The 14,790-nt window shown below is 60.7% G+C and carries 17 protein-coding genes; 9 read left to right on the plus strand and 8 right to left on the minus strand.

What is annotated here, in order from left to right; translation table 11 throughout:
* Positions 1-148: 148 nt before the first annotated feature.
* A complete protein-coding gene (locus F8N49_RS00970) occupies positions 149-1,042 on the minus strand; it encodes a LysR family transcriptional regulator (protein ID WP_151550622.1) in 894 nt (297 codons plus the stop codon).
* A gap of 131 nt (positions 1,043-1,173) precedes the next feature.
* Between F8N49_RS00970 and F8N49_RS00975 the strand changes: the two genes are divergently transcribed.
* On the plus strand, positions 1,174-2,385 hold the full coding sequence (locus tag F8N49_RS00975; protein WP_151550623.1) for an MFS transporter: 1,212 nt from the start codon (positions 1,174-1,176) through the stop codon (positions 2,383-2,385).
* Position 2,386: 1 nt separating this feature from the next.
* On the opposite strand, the gene F8N49_RS00980 is transcribed toward F8N49_RS00975, so the two are convergent.
* Entirely contained in the window at positions 2,387-2,545 is a 159-nt protein-coding gene (locus tag F8N49_RS00980; RefSeq protein ID WP_110645778.1) for a DUF2986 domain-containing protein, read from the minus strand.
* A gap of 128 nt (positions 2,546-2,673) precedes the next feature.
* On the opposite strand from F8N49_RS00980, the gene F8N49_RS00985 reads away from it, so the two are divergent.
* The 3 genes from F8N49_RS00985 to F8N49_RS00995 all read left to right on the plus strand — a co-directional run bounded on the left by F8N49_RS00985 (position 2,674) and on the right by F8N49_RS00995 (position 5,222).
* Positions 2,674-3,171 (plus strand): anti-virulence regulator CigR family protein, encoded by a 498-nt coding sequence (locus F8N49_RS00985; RefSeq protein WP_122708180.1) that lies wholly within the window; start codon positions 2,674-2,676, stop codon positions 3,169-3,171.
* 153 nt (positions 3,172-3,324) lie between these two features.
* Positions 3,325-4,299 (plus strand): quinone oxidoreductase, encoded by a 975-nt coding sequence (locus tag F8N49_RS00990; protein WP_151550624.1) that lies wholly within the window; start codon positions 3,325-3,327, stop codon positions 4,297-4,299.
* Complete coding sequence (locus tag F8N49_RS00995; protein ID WP_151550625.1) at positions 4,296-5,222, plus strand: LysR family transcriptional regulator; 927 nt, start codon at positions 4,296-4,298, stop codon at positions 5,220-5,222. The genes F8N49_RS00990 and F8N49_RS00995 overlap by 4 nt, the downstream gene beginning before the upstream one ends.
* 33 nt (positions 5,223-5,255) lie before the next feature.
* Here F8N49_RS00995 and F8N49_RS01000 read toward each other — a convergent pair whose 3' ends face one another.
* From F8N49_RS01000 to F8N49_RS01010, 3 genes are all read right to left on the minus strand, one after another.
* Complete coding sequence (locus tag F8N49_RS01000) at positions 5,256-5,675, minus strand: hypothetical protein (RefSeq protein WP_241149608.1); 420 nt, start codon at positions 5,673-5,675, stop codon at positions 5,256-5,258.
* 155 nt (positions 5,676-5,830) lie between these two features.
* Entirely contained in the window at positions 5,831-6,307 is a 477-nt protein-coding gene (locus F8N49_RS01005; RefSeq protein ID WP_016774305.1) for a hemerythrin domain-containing protein, read from the minus strand.
* 256 nt (positions 6,308-6,563) lie between these two features.
* The gene (locus tag F8N49_RS01010; RefSeq protein ID WP_016774306.1) at positions 6,564-6,779 is read right to left on the minus strand and encodes a PLD nuclease N-terminal domain-containing protein; all 216 of its coding nucleotides are present in this window, start codon (positions 6,777-6,779) and stop codon (positions 6,564-6,566) included.
* A 171-nt stretch (positions 6,780-6,950) separates the two neighbouring features.
* Here F8N49_RS01010 and F8N49_RS01015 point away from each other — a divergent pair, with 171 nt between their 5' ends.
* Together F8N49_RS01015 and F8N49_RS01020 are read left to right on the plus strand one after the other, a co-directional pair.
* Positions 6,951-8,078, plus strand: a complete 1,128-nt coding sequence (locus F8N49_RS01015) for a saccharopine dehydrogenase family protein (protein ID WP_151550626.1) — start codon at positions 6,951-6,953, stop codon at positions 8,076-8,078.
* A gap of 1 nt (position 8,079) precedes the next feature.
* Entirely contained in the window at positions 8,080-8,577 is a 498-nt protein-coding gene (locus F8N49_RS01020) for a DUF2269 domain-containing protein (RefSeq protein WP_071171920.1), read from the plus strand.
* Here the strand turns inward: F8N49_RS01020 and F8N49_RS01025 are convergent.
* Together F8N49_RS01025 and F8N49_RS01030 are read right to left on the minus strand one after the other, a co-directional pair.
* Positions 8,560-9,012 carry a thiol-disulfide oxidoreductase DCC family protein gene (locus tag F8N49_RS01025; RefSeq protein WP_110645773.1) on the minus strand — a complete coding sequence of 151 codons (453 nt, stop codon included), beginning with the start codon at positions 9,010-9,012 and terminating at the stop codon, positions 8,560-8,562. The two genes, F8N49_RS01020 and F8N49_RS01025, sit on opposite strands and share 18 nt — an antisense overlap.
* A 51-nt stretch (positions 9,013-9,063) precedes the next feature.
* Positions 9,064-9,984, minus strand: coding sequence for an AraC family transcriptional regulator (locus tag F8N49_RS01030; RefSeq protein ID WP_243243125.1), 921 nt, complete (start codon positions 9,982-9,984; stop codon positions 9,064-9,066).
* A gap of 87 nt (positions 9,985-10,071) precedes the next feature.
* Here F8N49_RS01030 and F8N49_RS01035 point away from each other — a divergent pair, with 87 nt between their 5' ends.
* Positions 10,072-11,040: an oxidoreductase gene (locus F8N49_RS01035; RefSeq protein ID WP_151550627.1), complete on the plus strand. Its 969-nt coding sequence runs from the start codon at positions 10,072-10,074 to the stop codon at positions 11,038-11,040.
* Between the two features lie 181 nt (positions 11,041-11,221).
* Here the strand turns inward: F8N49_RS01035 and F8N49_RS01040 are convergent, their stop codons facing one another.
* Positions 11,222-12,097, minus strand: coding sequence for a LysR family transcriptional regulator (locus F8N49_RS01040; RefSeq protein WP_024012581.1), 876 nt, complete (start codon positions 12,095-12,097; stop codon positions 11,222-11,224).
* Positions 12,098-12,196: 99 nt separating this feature from the next.
* Here F8N49_RS01040 and F8N49_RS01045 point away from each other — a divergent pair, with 99 nt between their 5' ends.
* Together F8N49_RS01045 and dctA are read left to right on the plus strand one after the other, a co-directional pair.
* Complete coding sequence (locus F8N49_RS01045; RefSeq protein ID WP_024012582.1) at positions 12,197-13,366, plus strand: mandelate racemase/muconate lactonizing enzyme family protein; 1,170 nt, start codon at positions 12,197-12,199, stop codon at positions 13,364-13,366.
* 101 nt (positions 13,367-13,467) lie between these two features.
* Entirely contained in the window at positions 13,468-14,775 is a 1,308-nt protein-coding gene (gene dctA, locus F8N49_RS01050; protein WP_071171927.1) for a C4-dicarboxylate transporter DctA, read from the plus strand.
* The last annotated feature ends 15 nt before the right edge of the window (positions 14,776-14,790 follow it).

Genomic DNA, 14,790 nt, shown 5'->3' on the forward strand with positions numbered 1-14,790 from the left:
AAGGATTGCTGATCTGCCCCGGACCATTGTGGGAGCGAGCCTGCTCGCGATAGCGGTGGGTCAGGCGATGATGAGGTTGAACGTGCCGACGCCTTCGCGGGCAGCCCGCTCCCACAGGGATTTGAGTTGGATTGAAGAGTTGCGTTTGTCAGCGGTTGTATTTCAGCGCTTCGACAAACGCCGCAAACGCTGCGGAGCTCTGGCGCCGGTTCGGGTAATACAGGTGATAGCCCTGAAACGTCGGGCACCATCCTTCCAGCACTTCCACGAGTCGCCCGTCGGCCAGATACGGCGCGACCAATTGTTCGGGCACGTATGCCACGCCGATGCCGTCCACGGCGGCGTTGAGCACATGCATGATGCTGTTGAACACCAGTTGCCCATCGACCTTCACGCTGAAATCCTGACCCTTGTGCGCAAACTCCCAGGCGTAAATCGCGCCGGCCGGTTGGTGGCGGATGTTGATGCAAGTGTGCTCCGTCAACTGGTGCGGCGTGGCGGGTGCCGGGTGACGAGCGAAGTACTCGGGCGAGGCCACCACGGCCAGGCGCCAGTCCGGGCCGATGCGCACGGCGATCATGTCTTTGCTGATCGATTCACCGAGACGAATGCCGGCGTCGAAGCGTTCCTTGACCACATTGGTAAATCCGTAATCGACGTAAAACTCCAAGGTGATGTCCGGATAGTCCTGCAAAAACTGCGCAAGCATCGGCCGGATGCACAATTCAATCTGATCGTCCGTGCAGGAAACACGGATCGTGCCGCTGGGCTTGTCGCGCAATTCGCCGAGGGCTTCGAGCTCGGCGCTGATCTGCTCGAACAGCGGCGCAATTGAGTGCATCAAGCGTTCGCCAGCCTCGGTCGGCGAGACATTGCGCGTCGTACGAGCGAGCAAGCGGATACCCAGACGCTGCTCCAGCGCGCGGACCGTATGACTCAGCGCAGACGGCGTGACGCCGAGGCGGGCGGCAGCCTTGGTGAAGCTTTGCTCCTGCGCCACCGCCAGGAAGGCCTGCAGGTCGTTGACTTTGGCGTTGCTCATTGCTGAATTTTTCTCAAAAGCACATGAAGATTACCGCTACTAATCAAGTTAAGCCCGATCCGTCAAGCTTTGCAGCCTGAGTAGCGGGGCAGAAGTGCCTCGATGATTTCTTCTTCAAGACAGGTTTTCGCATGACGGCTCAAGTAATCAACACCCCGACAGCCCAGCCCATGGAAGCGTCCACGGCCGGCGAGCAACCGGCGTACTGGAGCGGCGTGTTCGCCATGACCTTGTGTGTCTTCGCGCTGATCGCCTCCGAGTTCATGCCGGTCAGTCTGCTAACGCCAATGGCTACGGACTTGCACATCAGCGAAGGCCTGGCCGGCTACGGCATCGCCATCTCCGGCGCGTTCGCGGTGCTGACCAGCCTGACGATCACCAGGCTCGCCGGCTCGATGGATCGCAAGCGCCTGTTGCTGCTGTTGACCGCGCTGATGTGCGCGTCCGGGCTGGTGGTGGGCCTGGCGCCCAACTACACGGTGTACATGATCGGTCGCGCATTGATCGGCGTGGTAATCGGTGGCTTCTGGTCGATGTCGGCGGCGTTGGCTATGCGTCTGGTGCCCTCCGCCAGCGTGCCCAAGGCGCTGGCCATTTTTAACGGCGGCAATGCCCTGGCGACCGTCGTGGCGGCGCCGTTGGGCAGTTATCTGGGCAGCGTGATTGGCTGGCGCGGGGCGTTTTTCTGCCTGATACCGGTGGCGCTGATTGCGCTGCTCTGGCAGTGGATCAGCTTGCCCGCGCTCCCGGCCGCGCCGCGCAAAGCCAGCGCAGCCAATGTTTTTGCGTTGTTCAAAAGCCGCCGGGTGGCGTTGGGCATGCTCGGCGCAGGTCTGTTCTTCATGGGCCAGTTTGTTCTGTTCACCTACCTGCGACCGTTTCTGGAGACCGTGACCCGGGTCGACGTTTCGATGCTGTCGATGATTTTGCTGGTCATCGGTGTGGCCGGGTTTATCGGCACCGTGGTCATCGGTTCGGTGTTGAAGAAGGGGCTGTATCGCGTAGTGATCACCATCCCGCTGTTGATGGCGATGATCGCGGTGGCGCTCATAGGGATGGGCAGTTCAGTAGTCGCGACGTTCGTGTTGCTCGGCTTGTGGGGATTGATCGCCACGGCGGCGCCGGTAGGCTGGTGGTCGTGGCTGGCGCGCACGCTGCCCGACGATGCCGAAGCCGGCGGTGGGCTGATGGTGGCGGTGGTGCAGTTGTCGATTGCCTCGGGTTCTACCATCGGTGGTCTGCTGTTCGACGGCAGCGGTTATCGGCTGACGTTTTTCGCCAGCGCGGCATTGCTCGTGCTGGCGGCGCTGATGACCTGGCTGACGTCGCGGCAGTCGGCCTGAATCAGCTTTCGGTGTTTTCGGCCGCCGCTTGCGCCGCTTCGGCTTCCAGCTTCAGGCGGTCGGCCTTGCAGATGTATTTGGGCTTTTTCGGCGCCAGTTTGGCATTGGCCTTTTTGGCTTTTTCCTTGAACAACTGCTGCAGCTTCTTTTGACGATTCATGATTTTTCGATCAGGGGTGGAGAGGGTGGGAATCCTGACGCAAGGCCGAGTGGTCAGCAAGAAGAAATCCACTAAGCTGAGCACATTCGCCCATACTCGAGAGCATCCCCCAACCGAAGGAATCGCACATGAGAAAAGCTCGCAGATTGATTGTCGCGTTGTCTTGCCTCGCGCTGGTAATCGGCAGCACGACGGCACTGGCTGACCCCGGCAATGGCAAGGGGCAGGGTGGTCAGGACGGCCAGGGCAACGGCAAGGGCAAACCGCAAAACATGCAGGATCACGGCAAACAGGGCGGGGGCGGCCAAGGCAATGGCAACAAAGGCCAGCAACACTCTGGCAATGGCGGCGGGCCGAGCGTTGATCGCGGCAATATTCTCAGCAGCGTCGGCATCTATCGCGGCCAATACTGGAATCCGGGGCCGCCGCTGCCGCCGGGTATTCAAAAGAATCTGGCGCGGGGTAAACCCTTGCCCCCGGGCATCGCCAAGAAGCTGGACGGGCGAATGCTCGAACATCTGCCTCGTTATGACGGCTACGAATGGCGACAGGCGGGCACTGACCTCATTCTCGTTGCGCTGGCCACCGGGCTGATCTACGAGGTGCTCAACGGCGCGTTCGATTGATTGTTGAAAGAGGAGCGGCAGCATGTGCCGCTCCTTTTTTATGTGTGTATTGCTGCAGCCTTTGCAGCAATGAACTGCATTCAGGCTGGGTTGTTCGTTGAGTGCTGCGCTTTCAGACTGAGCTCAACGCTTAACAAATGAATGGAGATGACCATGGCCAACGCAATCCGCTTCACCGAAACGGGCGCACCGGATGTCCTGCAATTGCGCACTGTCAGCGAACAGGCCCCCGGGTCCGGCGAGGTCTGGCTGGAGCAAGCGGCGGTGGGCGTCAATTACCTCGATGTCAGCCAGCGCAAGGGTGCGGTGCCGGTGGCGTTGCCCTCGGGGCTGGGTCTGGAAGGCGCGGGTCGGGTGGCAGCGGTCGGTGCCGGTGTGAGCAATGTGCGCGTCGGTGATCGGGTCGCTTACGCCACTGGCCCCTTGGGCGGTTACGCCTCGGCGCGACTGTTTCCGGCAGAGCGTCTGGTGAAGATTCCCGAAGAGTTGTCGTTCGAAGATGCGGCGGCGGTGTTGTTCAAAGGCATCACCGCGCAGTATTTGCTGAAGGCGACTTATCCGGTCGGGCCGGGCACGACGATGCTGCTTTACGGTGTCGCGGGAGGTCTGGGGGAAATCATGGTGCCATGGGCCAAACACCTTGGCGCAACGGTGATCGGTGTGGTGTCGAAGCAGGCCAGTGTCGACAAGGCTCGCGCGTCCGGTTGTGACGAAGTGCTGGTGTTCGATGCCGAGACTCTCGCCGCCAATGTGGTGCGTATCACCGAGGGGCGCAAGGTCGATGTGGTGTATGACCCGATTGGTCGGGTGTCTTTTCAGGCCTCGCTGGACAGCTTGCGCCCACGCGGATTGATGGTCTCGTTCGGCGCGCAGACCGGCGCGCCGGCAGCGGTGGAAATGGCCACGCTGAACGCCAAGGGCTCGCTGTTCCTGACCCGTCCGTCGCTGGCCGCACACACCGCCACGACAGCTGAATATCAGGAGCGCGCGCAAGATGTGCTGGCCGCTGTTGCCGCCGGTATCATCACGCCGCAAATTCGCGCGCGTTATTCATTGGCTGACGCGGCGCAAGCGCACGCCGATCTTGAATCGGGCCGATCATCAGGGGCGATCATTTTAAAACCATGAATCTGGATGTTCTGAGCAACCCGCACAGCGATGAAATCGCTGCTTTCCTGGCCGTCGCCGCGCAAGGCTCGTTTGTCGCGGCGGGCCGTTTGTTGCAGCGCCATCCGACCATCGTTTCCAAGCGCCTTGCGGCGATGGAGAAGCGACTGGGCGTGCGGTTGGTGGAACGCTCGACGCGACACGTGCGTATCACCGAGGCCGGCCTGCAACTCGAACAGCGCCTGCGCGCGGCCGTCGAGTTGATGAACGAAGCGCAGCAGCAAGCGGTGCAGGGCGCCAGCGAAGTGCGCGGCACCCTGCGCCTGGCGTTGCCGGCGGCGATGGGGCGGTTATGGCTGGGGCCGCTGCTGCCGGAATTTCTCAAGGCTCACCCGCAGGTCTCGCTGGTCGCCGATTACAGCGAAGGCTTGGTCGACATCATCGAGCAGGGCTTCGACGCGGCCATTCGCATCGGCGAGCTTGATGACAATCGCCTGATTGCTAAAAAGCTCAGTGACCATCGTCGGATTCTCTGCGCATCGCCGGCCTACATCGAGGCCCACGGCATTCCGCAAACCCCGCAGGATCTGCTGCAACACAATTGCCTGCGCTTCAGCGGCCTGGCGTCGTTCCCGCTGTGGCGTCTGCATCGCGGCAACGAAGTGCAGACCATTACGCCACACGGCAACCTGACCGCCAGCGACAGCGAATCCCTGCTCGCCGCCGCCCGCGCCGATGCCGGCATACTCGGTGCCGGCGACTGGCTGATGAGCCGCGATCTGGCGACAGGGCGGCTGATTCGCGTGCTGCCCGACTGGCATCTGGATTCGGCGGGCGGCGTTTATCTGGTCAGGCCGTCATCGCGGTTTCCAGCGGCGGCGGTGGTGGCGTTCAAGGAGTGGATCGAAGCGAAATTCGAGACCGGGCCACCTTGGGCGGTTTGATCAGTGCGAGTATTGATTATTCACACAACCGCTTTACTCGTACTTGCAGTCGTCTGGCTCGGTGCCGATCTGGATCATACCGACGCTCACTTCCCGGTATTTTCCGTAGCCCCAATTGACTGGCCCACCCCAGTTGACCAGATCGTAGACGTCTGTTTCACCAAGTAACCGTCCATCCCGCTGGTCATAGAGGCGGAAGAAAGCCGGACTTTCCCAGCGCACGAACCAGCTCCGATCATCGGGATCGTCGGGTGGTGATTTCGGATGGAAAGAGGCGGGCAGCACCCAATAAGGCCTGAACGCTTGAACCCGAACGCAGCCGTCGGGGCTGATGTCAGCGGCCCGGTAGGCTGTGGCGAAAGCCCTCTCCCACCATTCGGACGCGACCCAAAGTCCAGCGTAGAAAACCATCAGGCCGAGGACTGCCAGAACGGGGCGAGTGTTTGGCGTCATGACTGGCCCGACCGGCGCATTGACAGGGCATTTTCACAGTTTGCGACTCCATAGCTAATGATCTCGTCCATGGCGGCGTCATCCTTGAGAGGTGTGGAGATTTGATGGACAAAAAAAGCCCGGCATCGCCGCCGGGCCTCGGTATCTTCAGCACTTTACGCGGCGATCTTGTTGGCCGCCATTTCCTTTTTGTGGCTGGCCTTCATCGCTTCCATCTGTGCGCCCAGCTCCTCGAGCTTGGCCTTGCCCAGAAGCTTCTGCGCTTTCGGGAACATTTCCTCTTCTTCCTCTTCGATGTGATGCTCCAGCAGCTCCTTGACCACTTTGACCCGACCGGCAAATTCCGGGCTGCCCGGATCAGTTTCCTTCAAATCAGGCAGTACCAGTGAGTCCACGGTGCGGTGCTCTTCCTTGGCTTCGTAATACATGATGTCTTCTTCCTTGCTGCCGGCTTCCTTGAACGCAGGATAGAGAATCTCTTCTTCCAGGCGGGTGTGGATGGTGATTTCCATTTCCAGTTTGCCCAGCAACTCGACGCGTTTTTTCAGCGCGCGGTCGGTCGATTCACTCAGTTGGCTGAGGATGGCTTTGACTTTTTCATGGTCGGCTTTGAGAAGGTCGATGGCATTCATTTTTTGAGGCCTCTGCTTATCACGGATTGAACACAGCGTTCTTTTTTTCGCGCTGCTGTGTATTCAGGAAGAGGCTATCGCAGGACTCATGCCAACTCGCCGATCAAGCGCAACCCTTCTAAATCAAGGGCTGGCATCGAAGCAGGCACAATGCTTTCGTGCAGCCTGCAAGAAATCCGCGCGGCGGGCATTGCATATAACAAGCCCGGCAAAAGCCGGGCTGCGGGTGATGCTTGAGACGGGCCTGCGTCGTTGCTCAACGGCTGGCCTGGGAAGGCGAGCCGCGACCGATATGCTTGGGCCCCGCCAACGCCCAGGCGATCAGGCCGAACAGCGGCACGAACACGATCAGCACGATCCACACGCCTTTATTGCTCGATTTCCCCTCGCTTTTGCGCACCCGGTTGATGGCCCAAAGCTCGATCAGCACGAGAATGACCGCCAATACGATCCACACGGTTTCGATTTGCATAGGCTTAACTCCTGATGGTCTGTGCGTTAGGCGACGAGAGGGGCGTTGGGTTCATTCTTTTTGCCTGGGACAAGCGGACGCGGTGATACACGGTTGCAAAATAAATGTCTGGTCGCCGCTGCGCCCTATATCCTCTGCGCCACACGTTTAGGCTGGAACAGGGACAGGGCAATGGCATTCAGGGTGATGGTCGTCGGTGGTTACGGCAATTTCGGCAGTATCGTTTGTCGGCATCTGGCGCAGATGCCAGAGATTGAACTGCTGCTGTCGGGCCGCGATGCGCGCAAGCTGCAACACAAGGTCGCCGAGCTGCAAGCGCAGTCGGGCCGAGCTTGCGAAGGCTGGTGCGGTGATGCGATGGGCGCGGATTTTCAATCGGTGTTGCGCGCGTTGAATATTCAATTGGTCGTGCACACCGGCGGGCCGTTTCAGGGGCAATCCTACGCAGTTGCTGAAAGCTGCATCAGCGCCGGGGTCAATTACTGCGATCTGGCTGACTGCCGCACCTTCGTCAACGGCATTGCTGTGCTCGACGCCCGCGCCAGGGAGGCTGGCGTGGCCGTGCTCAGCGGTTGCAGTTCGGTGCCGACCTTGTCTTCGGCGATCATCGATCAGCAGCGCTCACGTTTTGCGCGAATCGACTCGATCGAGCATGGCATTTCTTCCTCGGCGAAGATGCCGGGCCTGTCCACGGTCGAAGGCGTGCTCGCCTACGCAGGCAAACCGATCAAACAATTGAAAAACGGCCAGGTTCACGAAGTATTGGGCTGGCTCGACCTGACCCTGCGCAGCATGCCGCAACTGGGCAAGCGGGTGCTGGCCAATGTCGATGTGCCTGACATGGATATTTTCGCACGCCGCTATGGCGCACAGACGCTGCGCTTCAAGGCTGGCGCCGGCCTGAAGCTCGGCGGTGTCGCCAACGCCTTGCTCGCGCAAGCCTTGCGCTTCGGTCTGGTGCGCGATCATGTGCGCTGGGCGGCGCGCCTGCATCGACTGGGCACGTGGTTCGAACGCTTCGGTGATGGCAAAAGCGCAATGTACATCGATGTTCAAGGCATTGGAGTTGACGACCAGCCGCTGAACATGACCGCGCAACTCACCGCACTGAATGACAAAGGCCCGGAAATCCCCAGCTGCGCCGCCGTCGCCCTCGCGAGCAAAATGGCTCGGGGTTATGTACCGCAGGCCGGCGCGCGGCCGTGTGTTGGCGAAATCAGCGTCGATGAATATCTGGCGGCGATCAACGATCCGGCCAATCTGAGCCTGTCGGTTCAGTTCTTCGAAGGGCAGCGTTGAGATGCTCTATCTCTGCCTGAAGTACCTGCATGTAATCGCGGCGATTTTCCTCTTCGGTTTCGGCATGGGCTCCTACCTCTACCTGATCGCCGCCAGCCGCAGCGGCAACCCGCAGGTGATCGCCCATGTCGCACGAATGGTGGTGCGCTTTGATACGTGGATCACCACGCCGGCCGGGTTTGTGCAGGTCATTACCGGCTATCTGCTGATGAGGCTCTCGGGGCTTTCGATGAGCACCGAATGGCTGCTGACTTCGCTGATCATTTTCTTCTGTGTCGGCGCGTTGTGGCTGCCGGTGCTGGTATTGCAGAAGCGTTTGCAGAGCATGGCGCTGAGCGCGGGCGAGGGCGGCCTGCCTCTGGATGATCGCTACGCGAGCACGTACCGCTGGTGGTTCTGGATGGGCGTCGCCGGGTTCGCCGGGATGTTTGTCATCGTGCTGATGATGGTGACGAAGATGACGCCGCTGCAACTGATCGGGTCAGCCGTGGGCTTTTAGAAAACGGCTTTCATGATCCGCAGTCGGCAGCAGACAAGTGTCGTACTTGCCGAACAGCCGATAGCGGTTCAGCGCGATGCGATCGTAAGCCCAGTCGCGCAGACGACGGGGGAAGATCCGCAGCAGTTTCAGCGGCTGCCAGCGCGTTGGCAGTTGCCCGACCACTTCCAGGAATGCATCTGATCGCTCCCAATAATTGCGGTCGCGGATCACCGCCATGGTGTCGAACTCGTCCAGCGGCAAACCGGCCCACGCCAGCAAGGCCTGGCCCTCGGGCGATTGCACGGTCGCCAGACGCACATGGCGCTGACGGTCATGGCGAATCAGAAAACGCGCCCAGCCGTTGCACAGTTTGCACACGCCGTCGAACAGCACCACGGTTTCGCCGGGCTTGAGCAATGGCGCGGGGGTGGGGCGGGTTTTCATGGCAGGCATCGGCGGATGTCCTTGGCGGCGGTTGTCGCGATCATAACCTTGATCATCGGACTATAAGAGTGGATCGCGCCGGTATTGCCCCGGCGATATGCCGTGCACACGGCGGAATGCAGCGCCAAACGCCGCGTCGGACAGATAGCCCAGTGACGCGGCGACAGTAGCCACATTGTCCCGACCATTGCGCAAGCGAAACGCGGCCACGCGCATCCGCCAGCGCGTGGCGTATTCGACCGGCGCTACACCCATGCAATTTTTGAATAACGCGGCGAAACCCGATCGCGACATGCAGGCCATCTCGGCCATTTGCGTCAGGCGCCAAGGCATCTGCGGAGCAGCGTGAATGGCGCGCAACACGCCGGCAATCGCCGGTTCCCGCAGTCCGCCCAGCCAGGCCAATTGTTCGGCATCCGCGCTGTTGATGTGATGGCGCAGCGCATGGATGAATATCAGCCGCAGCAGGTCGTTGCACATCGCCTGCGAGCCAGGCTGATGCGACGGCCACTCGCGCTCCAGTTCATCCAGCAGCCAACCGAACGACGAGGCGCCTGTGGCCTCGGCGCGAATGATCAGCGAGGTAGGCAGCACGTCGAGCAGTTCGGTTGCACCGGGTCCCGATAGCGACACACTGCCGCCCAGCAACTCGACTTCCTCGCCGACGCCAAAGGTCGCCGAGGCTCCGTCATGGGCAAAAACCTCCGCTGCATTCACCGCCTCGATGGCGGGGCCGCTGGCCAGAATGAACGGCGTGCGCGACACCACAAAACAGTCGCCGGCCCGCAGTAACTGCGCCGGCAAGCCCTGCATGCGCAACCAGCATTCGCCTCGTCGCACCACGTTGAATTTCAGTTCGATGGGTTGAAATCGCAGCGCCCAGACGCCGCCTGCCTGCAAACGCACCGAGCAGGCAGCTTGCAACTCGGAGAGCGCCAACACGGCAGAGAGTGGATCGCCAGCAGGATTTTGGATGATCACGACAGAAACCTGGATTTATCAGACTGGTTCGTCCGGAGAGCTTAGCCAAGAATGAAGGCCTTCGATAGCTCACTCAGGATTACGCCCATGGCCACGCTTCAACAACCTGTGCAATCACCGTTCAACGCCGCCAGCACAGCGGCTGAAGTCATGGCCGGCATCGATCTGCGCGGGCAGCTCGCTGTGGTCACCGGCGGCTATTCCGGCTTGGGTCTGCTGACGGTAAAAAGCCTCGCGGCGGCAGGGGCGCAGGTCATTGTGCCGGCCAGAGATACGGAGCGGGCAGAGGTGGCATTGGCGGGTGTTGACGGTGTCCGCGTGATGCCCATGGACCTCATGCAGGCCGAGTCGGTGGCGGCGTTCAGCCACAGCGTGGTCAGCGCGGGTCAGCCAGTGTCATTGCTGATCAACTGCGCCGGAATCATGGCCGCGCCGTTGCTGCGCGATGCCGATGGCCATGAAAGCCAGTTCGCGACCAACCATCTCGGTCATTACCGCCTGACCTGCGGCCTCTGGCCCGCGCTGGTCAAGGCTCGACGGGCGCGGGTGCTGTCGGTGTCATCGCGCGGGCATCAGATTGCCGGAGTCGATTTTGACGACATTGATTTCTCGCAGCGGCCGTATGACAAATGGGTCGCCTATGGCCAGTCGAAAACCGCCAACGCCTTGTTTGCCATCGCACTCGATCAGCGTGGGCGTAGCCATGGCGTCCGCGCATTCTCGTTGCATCCCGGGCAGATTCTGACGGATCTGGCACGGCACCTCAGCACAGCGGAACTTGCCGCATTCGATGCGCTGGATGAGCAGGGCCGGCCACGGCTGGATGCGCACAATGGACTGAAAACTGTCGAGCAAGGCGCGGCGACGGGGTTGTGGTGTGCGACCAGTGCATTGCTTGCGGATTTGGGTGGTGTGTATTGCGAAGACTGCAATGTTGCGCCGGTCAATGAACCGAAAGCAGGCCGCAAGGGTGTTGCGAAATGGGCGGCGGATGCTGAGCTGGCTGAGCGACTTTGGGCGGTGTCGGAGCTATGGACGGGGCTCACGGTGGCATAAATCGAGTCAAAGGCCAAAAGCCCCTCACCCTAACCCTCTCCCGGGGGAGAGGGGACTGACCGAGGTGTTCAGTAGAAATTCGCCGACCTGAAATACCGGGTCGAACTCAGGTTTTGAACAGCACCCGAATCGGCTCCCTCTCCCTCGGGAGAGGGCTGGGGTGAGGGGCTGCTCGATAGAGTTACTCTCCCAGCTTCGCCCAGAATTCCTCCGCCGAAGGGCTGATCGGTGCCGTCGGGCGAGTCAGGTGTATTTCCAGTGGAATATCCCAACTTTCATCCAGTGCCCTGACCAGACGCCCGTCAGCCATTTCCTGTTCGGTCAGGCTTTTCGGCAGCCAGGCGACGCCTTTGCTTTCCAGCGCCATCGACATCAGCACTGCCGCCAGATGGCTGCTGAACAGCGGTTTCAAATGCAGATAATCGGCCTTGCCGTGCAGTCTGTGGGCGACGATTCGGCCCAGGCCGGATTCGTGGGTGTAGGCCAGATAGGGCAGGGTTTCAGGCGACGTGCCGAACTGGGCTGAAGCACTCGCCAGCGGCACAAGTACGTCCTCGCCGACCTTCTTGCCGATGAACTGATCAGGCGCCAGTAATGGCGGAACGTCGGGGTGGCGATGGCATAGCAGGAACTGCACCTGGCCATGAATCAGCATCTGTTCGCACACGGCCATGCTGTCGGAATGCAGGCGAACCGCATCGATCGGCGCGCCACTTTCGGCGCTGCGCAACCAGCGTGGGAAGAAGGTGAATGACAGCGAGTGAGTGGCAGCGAACTGCAAGGTTTTCGCCGCCATGCCGGCCACTTCCTGAGCCTCGGAGCGCATGCGGTACAGGCGTCTGGCCGCTTCCTGAGCGCTGGGCAAAATCTGCCTGCCGGCCTCGGTCAACGTCGCGCCCTGCGGGGTGCGCACGAACAATTCGACACCCATCCAGTTCTCCAGCGAGCGCACTCGGCGACTGAACGCCGGCTGCGTCACATGGCGCGCTTCGGCGGCCCGGACAAAGCTGCCGTACTCGGCCAGTGCTGAAAAATCCTCAAGCCAAACCAGTTCCAAGGGCAATGCCTCCTGTGCATAGGGCGCGGCATTAATAGCATTGGGCGGGTGCCATCGCAAAGCATAACGTTGGGGTCACCACAACAAGAGGAACCCGTCATGCGTATCGTCGATATCCGTGAAAAAACCGTCTCCATTGCTTCCCCGATCGCCAATGCCTACATCGACTTTTCGAAGATGACCTGCTCGGTCGTCGCGGTCATTACCGACGTGATTCGCGACGGCAAACCGGTCATCGGTTACGGCTTCAACTCCAACGGTCGCTACGGCCAGGGCGCGTTGATGCGCGATCGTTTTCTGGCGCGGATCACCGAGGCCGACCCGGAAACCCTGATTGATCACGAGAACAATAACCTCGATCCGTTCGCCATCTGGAAAACCCTGATGACCAACGAAAAACCGGGCGGGCATGGCGAGCGTTCAGTAGCGGTCGGCACCATCGATATGGCGGTGTGGGATGCGGTAGCGAAGATCGAAGGCAAGCCGCTGTATCGCCTGCTTGCCGATCGTTATCGCAACGGCGTCGCCGATGACAAAGTCTGGGTTTACGCGGCGGGCGGTTATTACTACCCAGGCAAGGACCAGAGCAAGCTCAAGGCCGAAATGCAGAGCTACCTGGACCGTGGCTACGACGTGGTCAAGATGAAGATTGGCGCGGTGCCGCTGGACGAAGATATCCGCCGCATCGAAGCGGTGCTCGAAGTGGTGGGCGACGGCCAGCGCCTGGCGGTCGACGCCAACGGCCGCTTCGATCTGCAGACCGGTATCGCCTACGCCGAAGCGATCAAGAAGTACAACCTGTTCTGGTACGAAGAAGTCGGCGACCCGCTGGATTATGCGCTCCAGGCCGAGCTGGCCAATCACTACGAACTGCCGATGGCCACCGGCGAAAACCTGTTCTCCCATCAGGATGCCCGCAATCTGTTGCGCCACGGCGGCATGCGCCCGGACCGCGACTACCTGCAATTCGACTGCGCGCTGTCCTACGGACTCGTTGAGTACATGCGCACCCTGAAAGTGATGGAAGAGCTGGGTTGGTCTTCGCGTCGCGTGGTACCGCATGGTGGTCACCAGATGTCGCTGAACATCGCTGCCGGTCTGCACCTGGGCGGCAACGAATCGTACCCGGACGTGTTCCAGCCATTCGGCGGGTTTGCCGATGGTATCCGCGTCGAAAACGGCTACGTCGGGCTGCCGGATATCCCGGGCGTCGGCTTCGAAGCCAAATCTGCGCTGTATGCCGTCATGCGCGAACTGGGCGAGGGCTGATTCGGTTTCACCTGCGGCCTCGTTCGCCGAGGCCGCACTTTCAGGCGTCATCCTCGACGCCAAGCCACATGCCCACCACAACAATAAAATGAGGTGCTTCCGTGGAAACTTCAAAATCACGCTGGTACAGCCAGCTCTATGTGCAAGTGCTGATCGGCATCGTCATCGGCGCCGCCATCGGTTACTTCGTGCCGGACATCGGCGCCAAGCTGCAGCCGTTTGCCGACGGTTTCATCAAGCTGATCAAGATGCTGCTGGCGCCGATCATTTTCGGCACGGTAGTGGTCGGTATCGCCAAGATGGGCAGCATCAAGGAGGTCGGCCGCATCGGTGTGAAAGCGCTGATCTACTTCGAGATTCTTTCCACCATCGCTCTGGTGGTCGGCCTGATCGTAGTCAACGTGGTCAAGCCCGGCGCCGGCATGAACATCAACGCCGGCACCCTCGATGGCAGCGCTGTCAACAAATACAGCCAGGCGGCGAGCGAGCAGGGCGGCCTCGTCGAATTCTTCCTCAATATCATCCCGCATACCTTCCTCGGCGCCTTCTCCAACGGCGTGATGCTGCAGGTGATTCTGTTGTCGGTGCTGATGGGCGTCGCCTTGGTGCAAATGGGCGAAACCAGCAAACCGCTGATCAACACCATCGATCTGTTCCTGCAAGGTCTGTTCAAAATCGTCGCGATGGTCATGCGTCTGGCGCCGCTGGGCGCGGGAGCCGGCATGGCATTCACCATCGGCAAATACGGCATCGGCACTCTGCTGTCGCTGGGGCAGTTGCTGGTCGCGCTGTACATCACCACGCTGATCTTCATCGTCGTGGTACTGGGCGCGGTTGCGCGATGGTCGGGCATGCCGCTGATGCAGTTTCTGCGTTATTTCAAAGATGAAATCCTGATCACGCTGGGTACCTGTTCGACCGAAGCGGTACTGCCGCGAATGATGGTCAAACTGGAAAAGCTCGGCTGCAAGAAATCCGTGGTCGGCATGGTCCTGCCGACGGGCTACACCTTCAACGCGGACGGCACCTGCATCTACCTGACCATGGCAGCGATCTTCATCGCCCAGGCGACCAACACGCCGCTGACCTTCATGGATCAGATGATTCTGCTCGGCGTGTTCCTGCTGACCTCCAAGGGCTCGGCCGGCGTGGCGGGGGCAGGTTTTGTGACACTCGCGGCCACCCTCACCACCATTCACTCGATACCTCTGGTGGGCCTGGTGTTGCTGTTGGGCATCGACCGCTTCCTCAATGAGGCGCGAGCGGTGACCAACCTGATCGGCAACGGCATCGGCACCATTGCCATTGCCAAGTGGGACAACTCCTTCGATGTCGAAGCGTGCGAGCGGGAAATCGCTGCCATGAAGCACGATAAGGCTGCACGCAAGGCGCTGCTGGCGCACAAGTAATCCGCGCAACGTGGC

It is taken from the genome of Pseudomonas sp. GXM4, assembly GCF_008923895.1.
Taxonomy (GTDB): Bacteria; Pseudomonadota; Gammaproteobacteria; order Pseudomonadales; family Pseudomonadaceae; genus Aquipseudomonas; species Aquipseudomonas atacamensis.

Bases quoted from the DNA above. Each gene is read 5' to 3' on its own strand.
- F8N49_RS00970 (WP_151550622.1), bottom strand. From the start codon at position 1,042: ATGAGCAACGCCAAAGTCAACGACCTGCAGGCCTTCCTGGCGGTGGCG.
- F8N49_RS00975 (WP_151550623.1), top strand. From the start codon at position 1,174: ATGACGGCTCAAGTAATCAACACCCCGACAGCCCAGCCCATGGAAGCG.
- F8N49_RS00980 (WP_110645778.1), bottom strand. From the start codon at position 2,545: ATGAATCGTCAAAAGAAGCTGCAGCAGTTGTTCAAGGAAAAAGCCAAA.
- F8N49_RS00985 (WP_122708180.1), top strand. From the start codon at position 2,674: ATGAGAAAAGCTCGCAGATTGATTGTCGCGTTGTCTTGCCTCGCGCTG.
- F8N49_RS00990 (WP_151550624.1), top strand. From the start codon at position 3,325: ATGGCCAACGCAATCCGCTTCACCGAAACGGGCGCACCGGATGTCCTG.
- F8N49_RS00995 (WP_151550625.1), top strand. From the start codon at position 4,296: ATGAATCTGGATGTTCTGAGCAACCCGCACAGCGATGAAATCGCTGCT.
- F8N49_RS01000 (WP_241149608.1), bottom strand. From the start codon at position 5,675: ATGACGCCAAACACTCGCCCCGTTCTGGCAGTCCTCGGCCTGATGGTT.
- F8N49_RS01005 (WP_016774305.1), bottom strand. From the start codon at position 6,307: ATGAATGCCATCGACCTTCTCAAAGCCGACCATGAAAAAGTCAAAGCC.
- F8N49_RS01010 (WP_016774306.1), bottom strand. From the start codon at position 6,779: ATGCAAATCGAAACCGTGTGGATCGTATTGGCGGTCATTCTCGTGCTG.
- F8N49_RS01015 (WP_151550626.1), top strand. From the start codon at position 6,951: ATGGCATTCAGGGTGATGGTCGTCGGTGGTTACGGCAATTTCGGCAGT.
- F8N49_RS01020 (WP_071171920.1), top strand. From the start codon at position 8,080: ATGCTCTATCTCTGCCTGAAGTACCTGCATGTAATCGCGGCGATTTTC.
- F8N49_RS01025 (WP_110645773.1), bottom strand. From the start codon at position 9,012: ATGCCTGCCATGAAAACCCGCCCCACCCCCGCGCCATTGCTCAAGCCC.
- F8N49_RS01035 (WP_151550627.1), top strand. From the start codon at position 10,072: ATGGCCACGCTTCAACAACCTGTGCAATCACCGTTCAACGCCGCCAGC.
- F8N49_RS01045 (WP_024012582.1), top strand. From the start codon at position 12,197: ATGCGTATCGTCGATATCCGTGAAAAAACCGTCTCCATTGCTTCCCCG.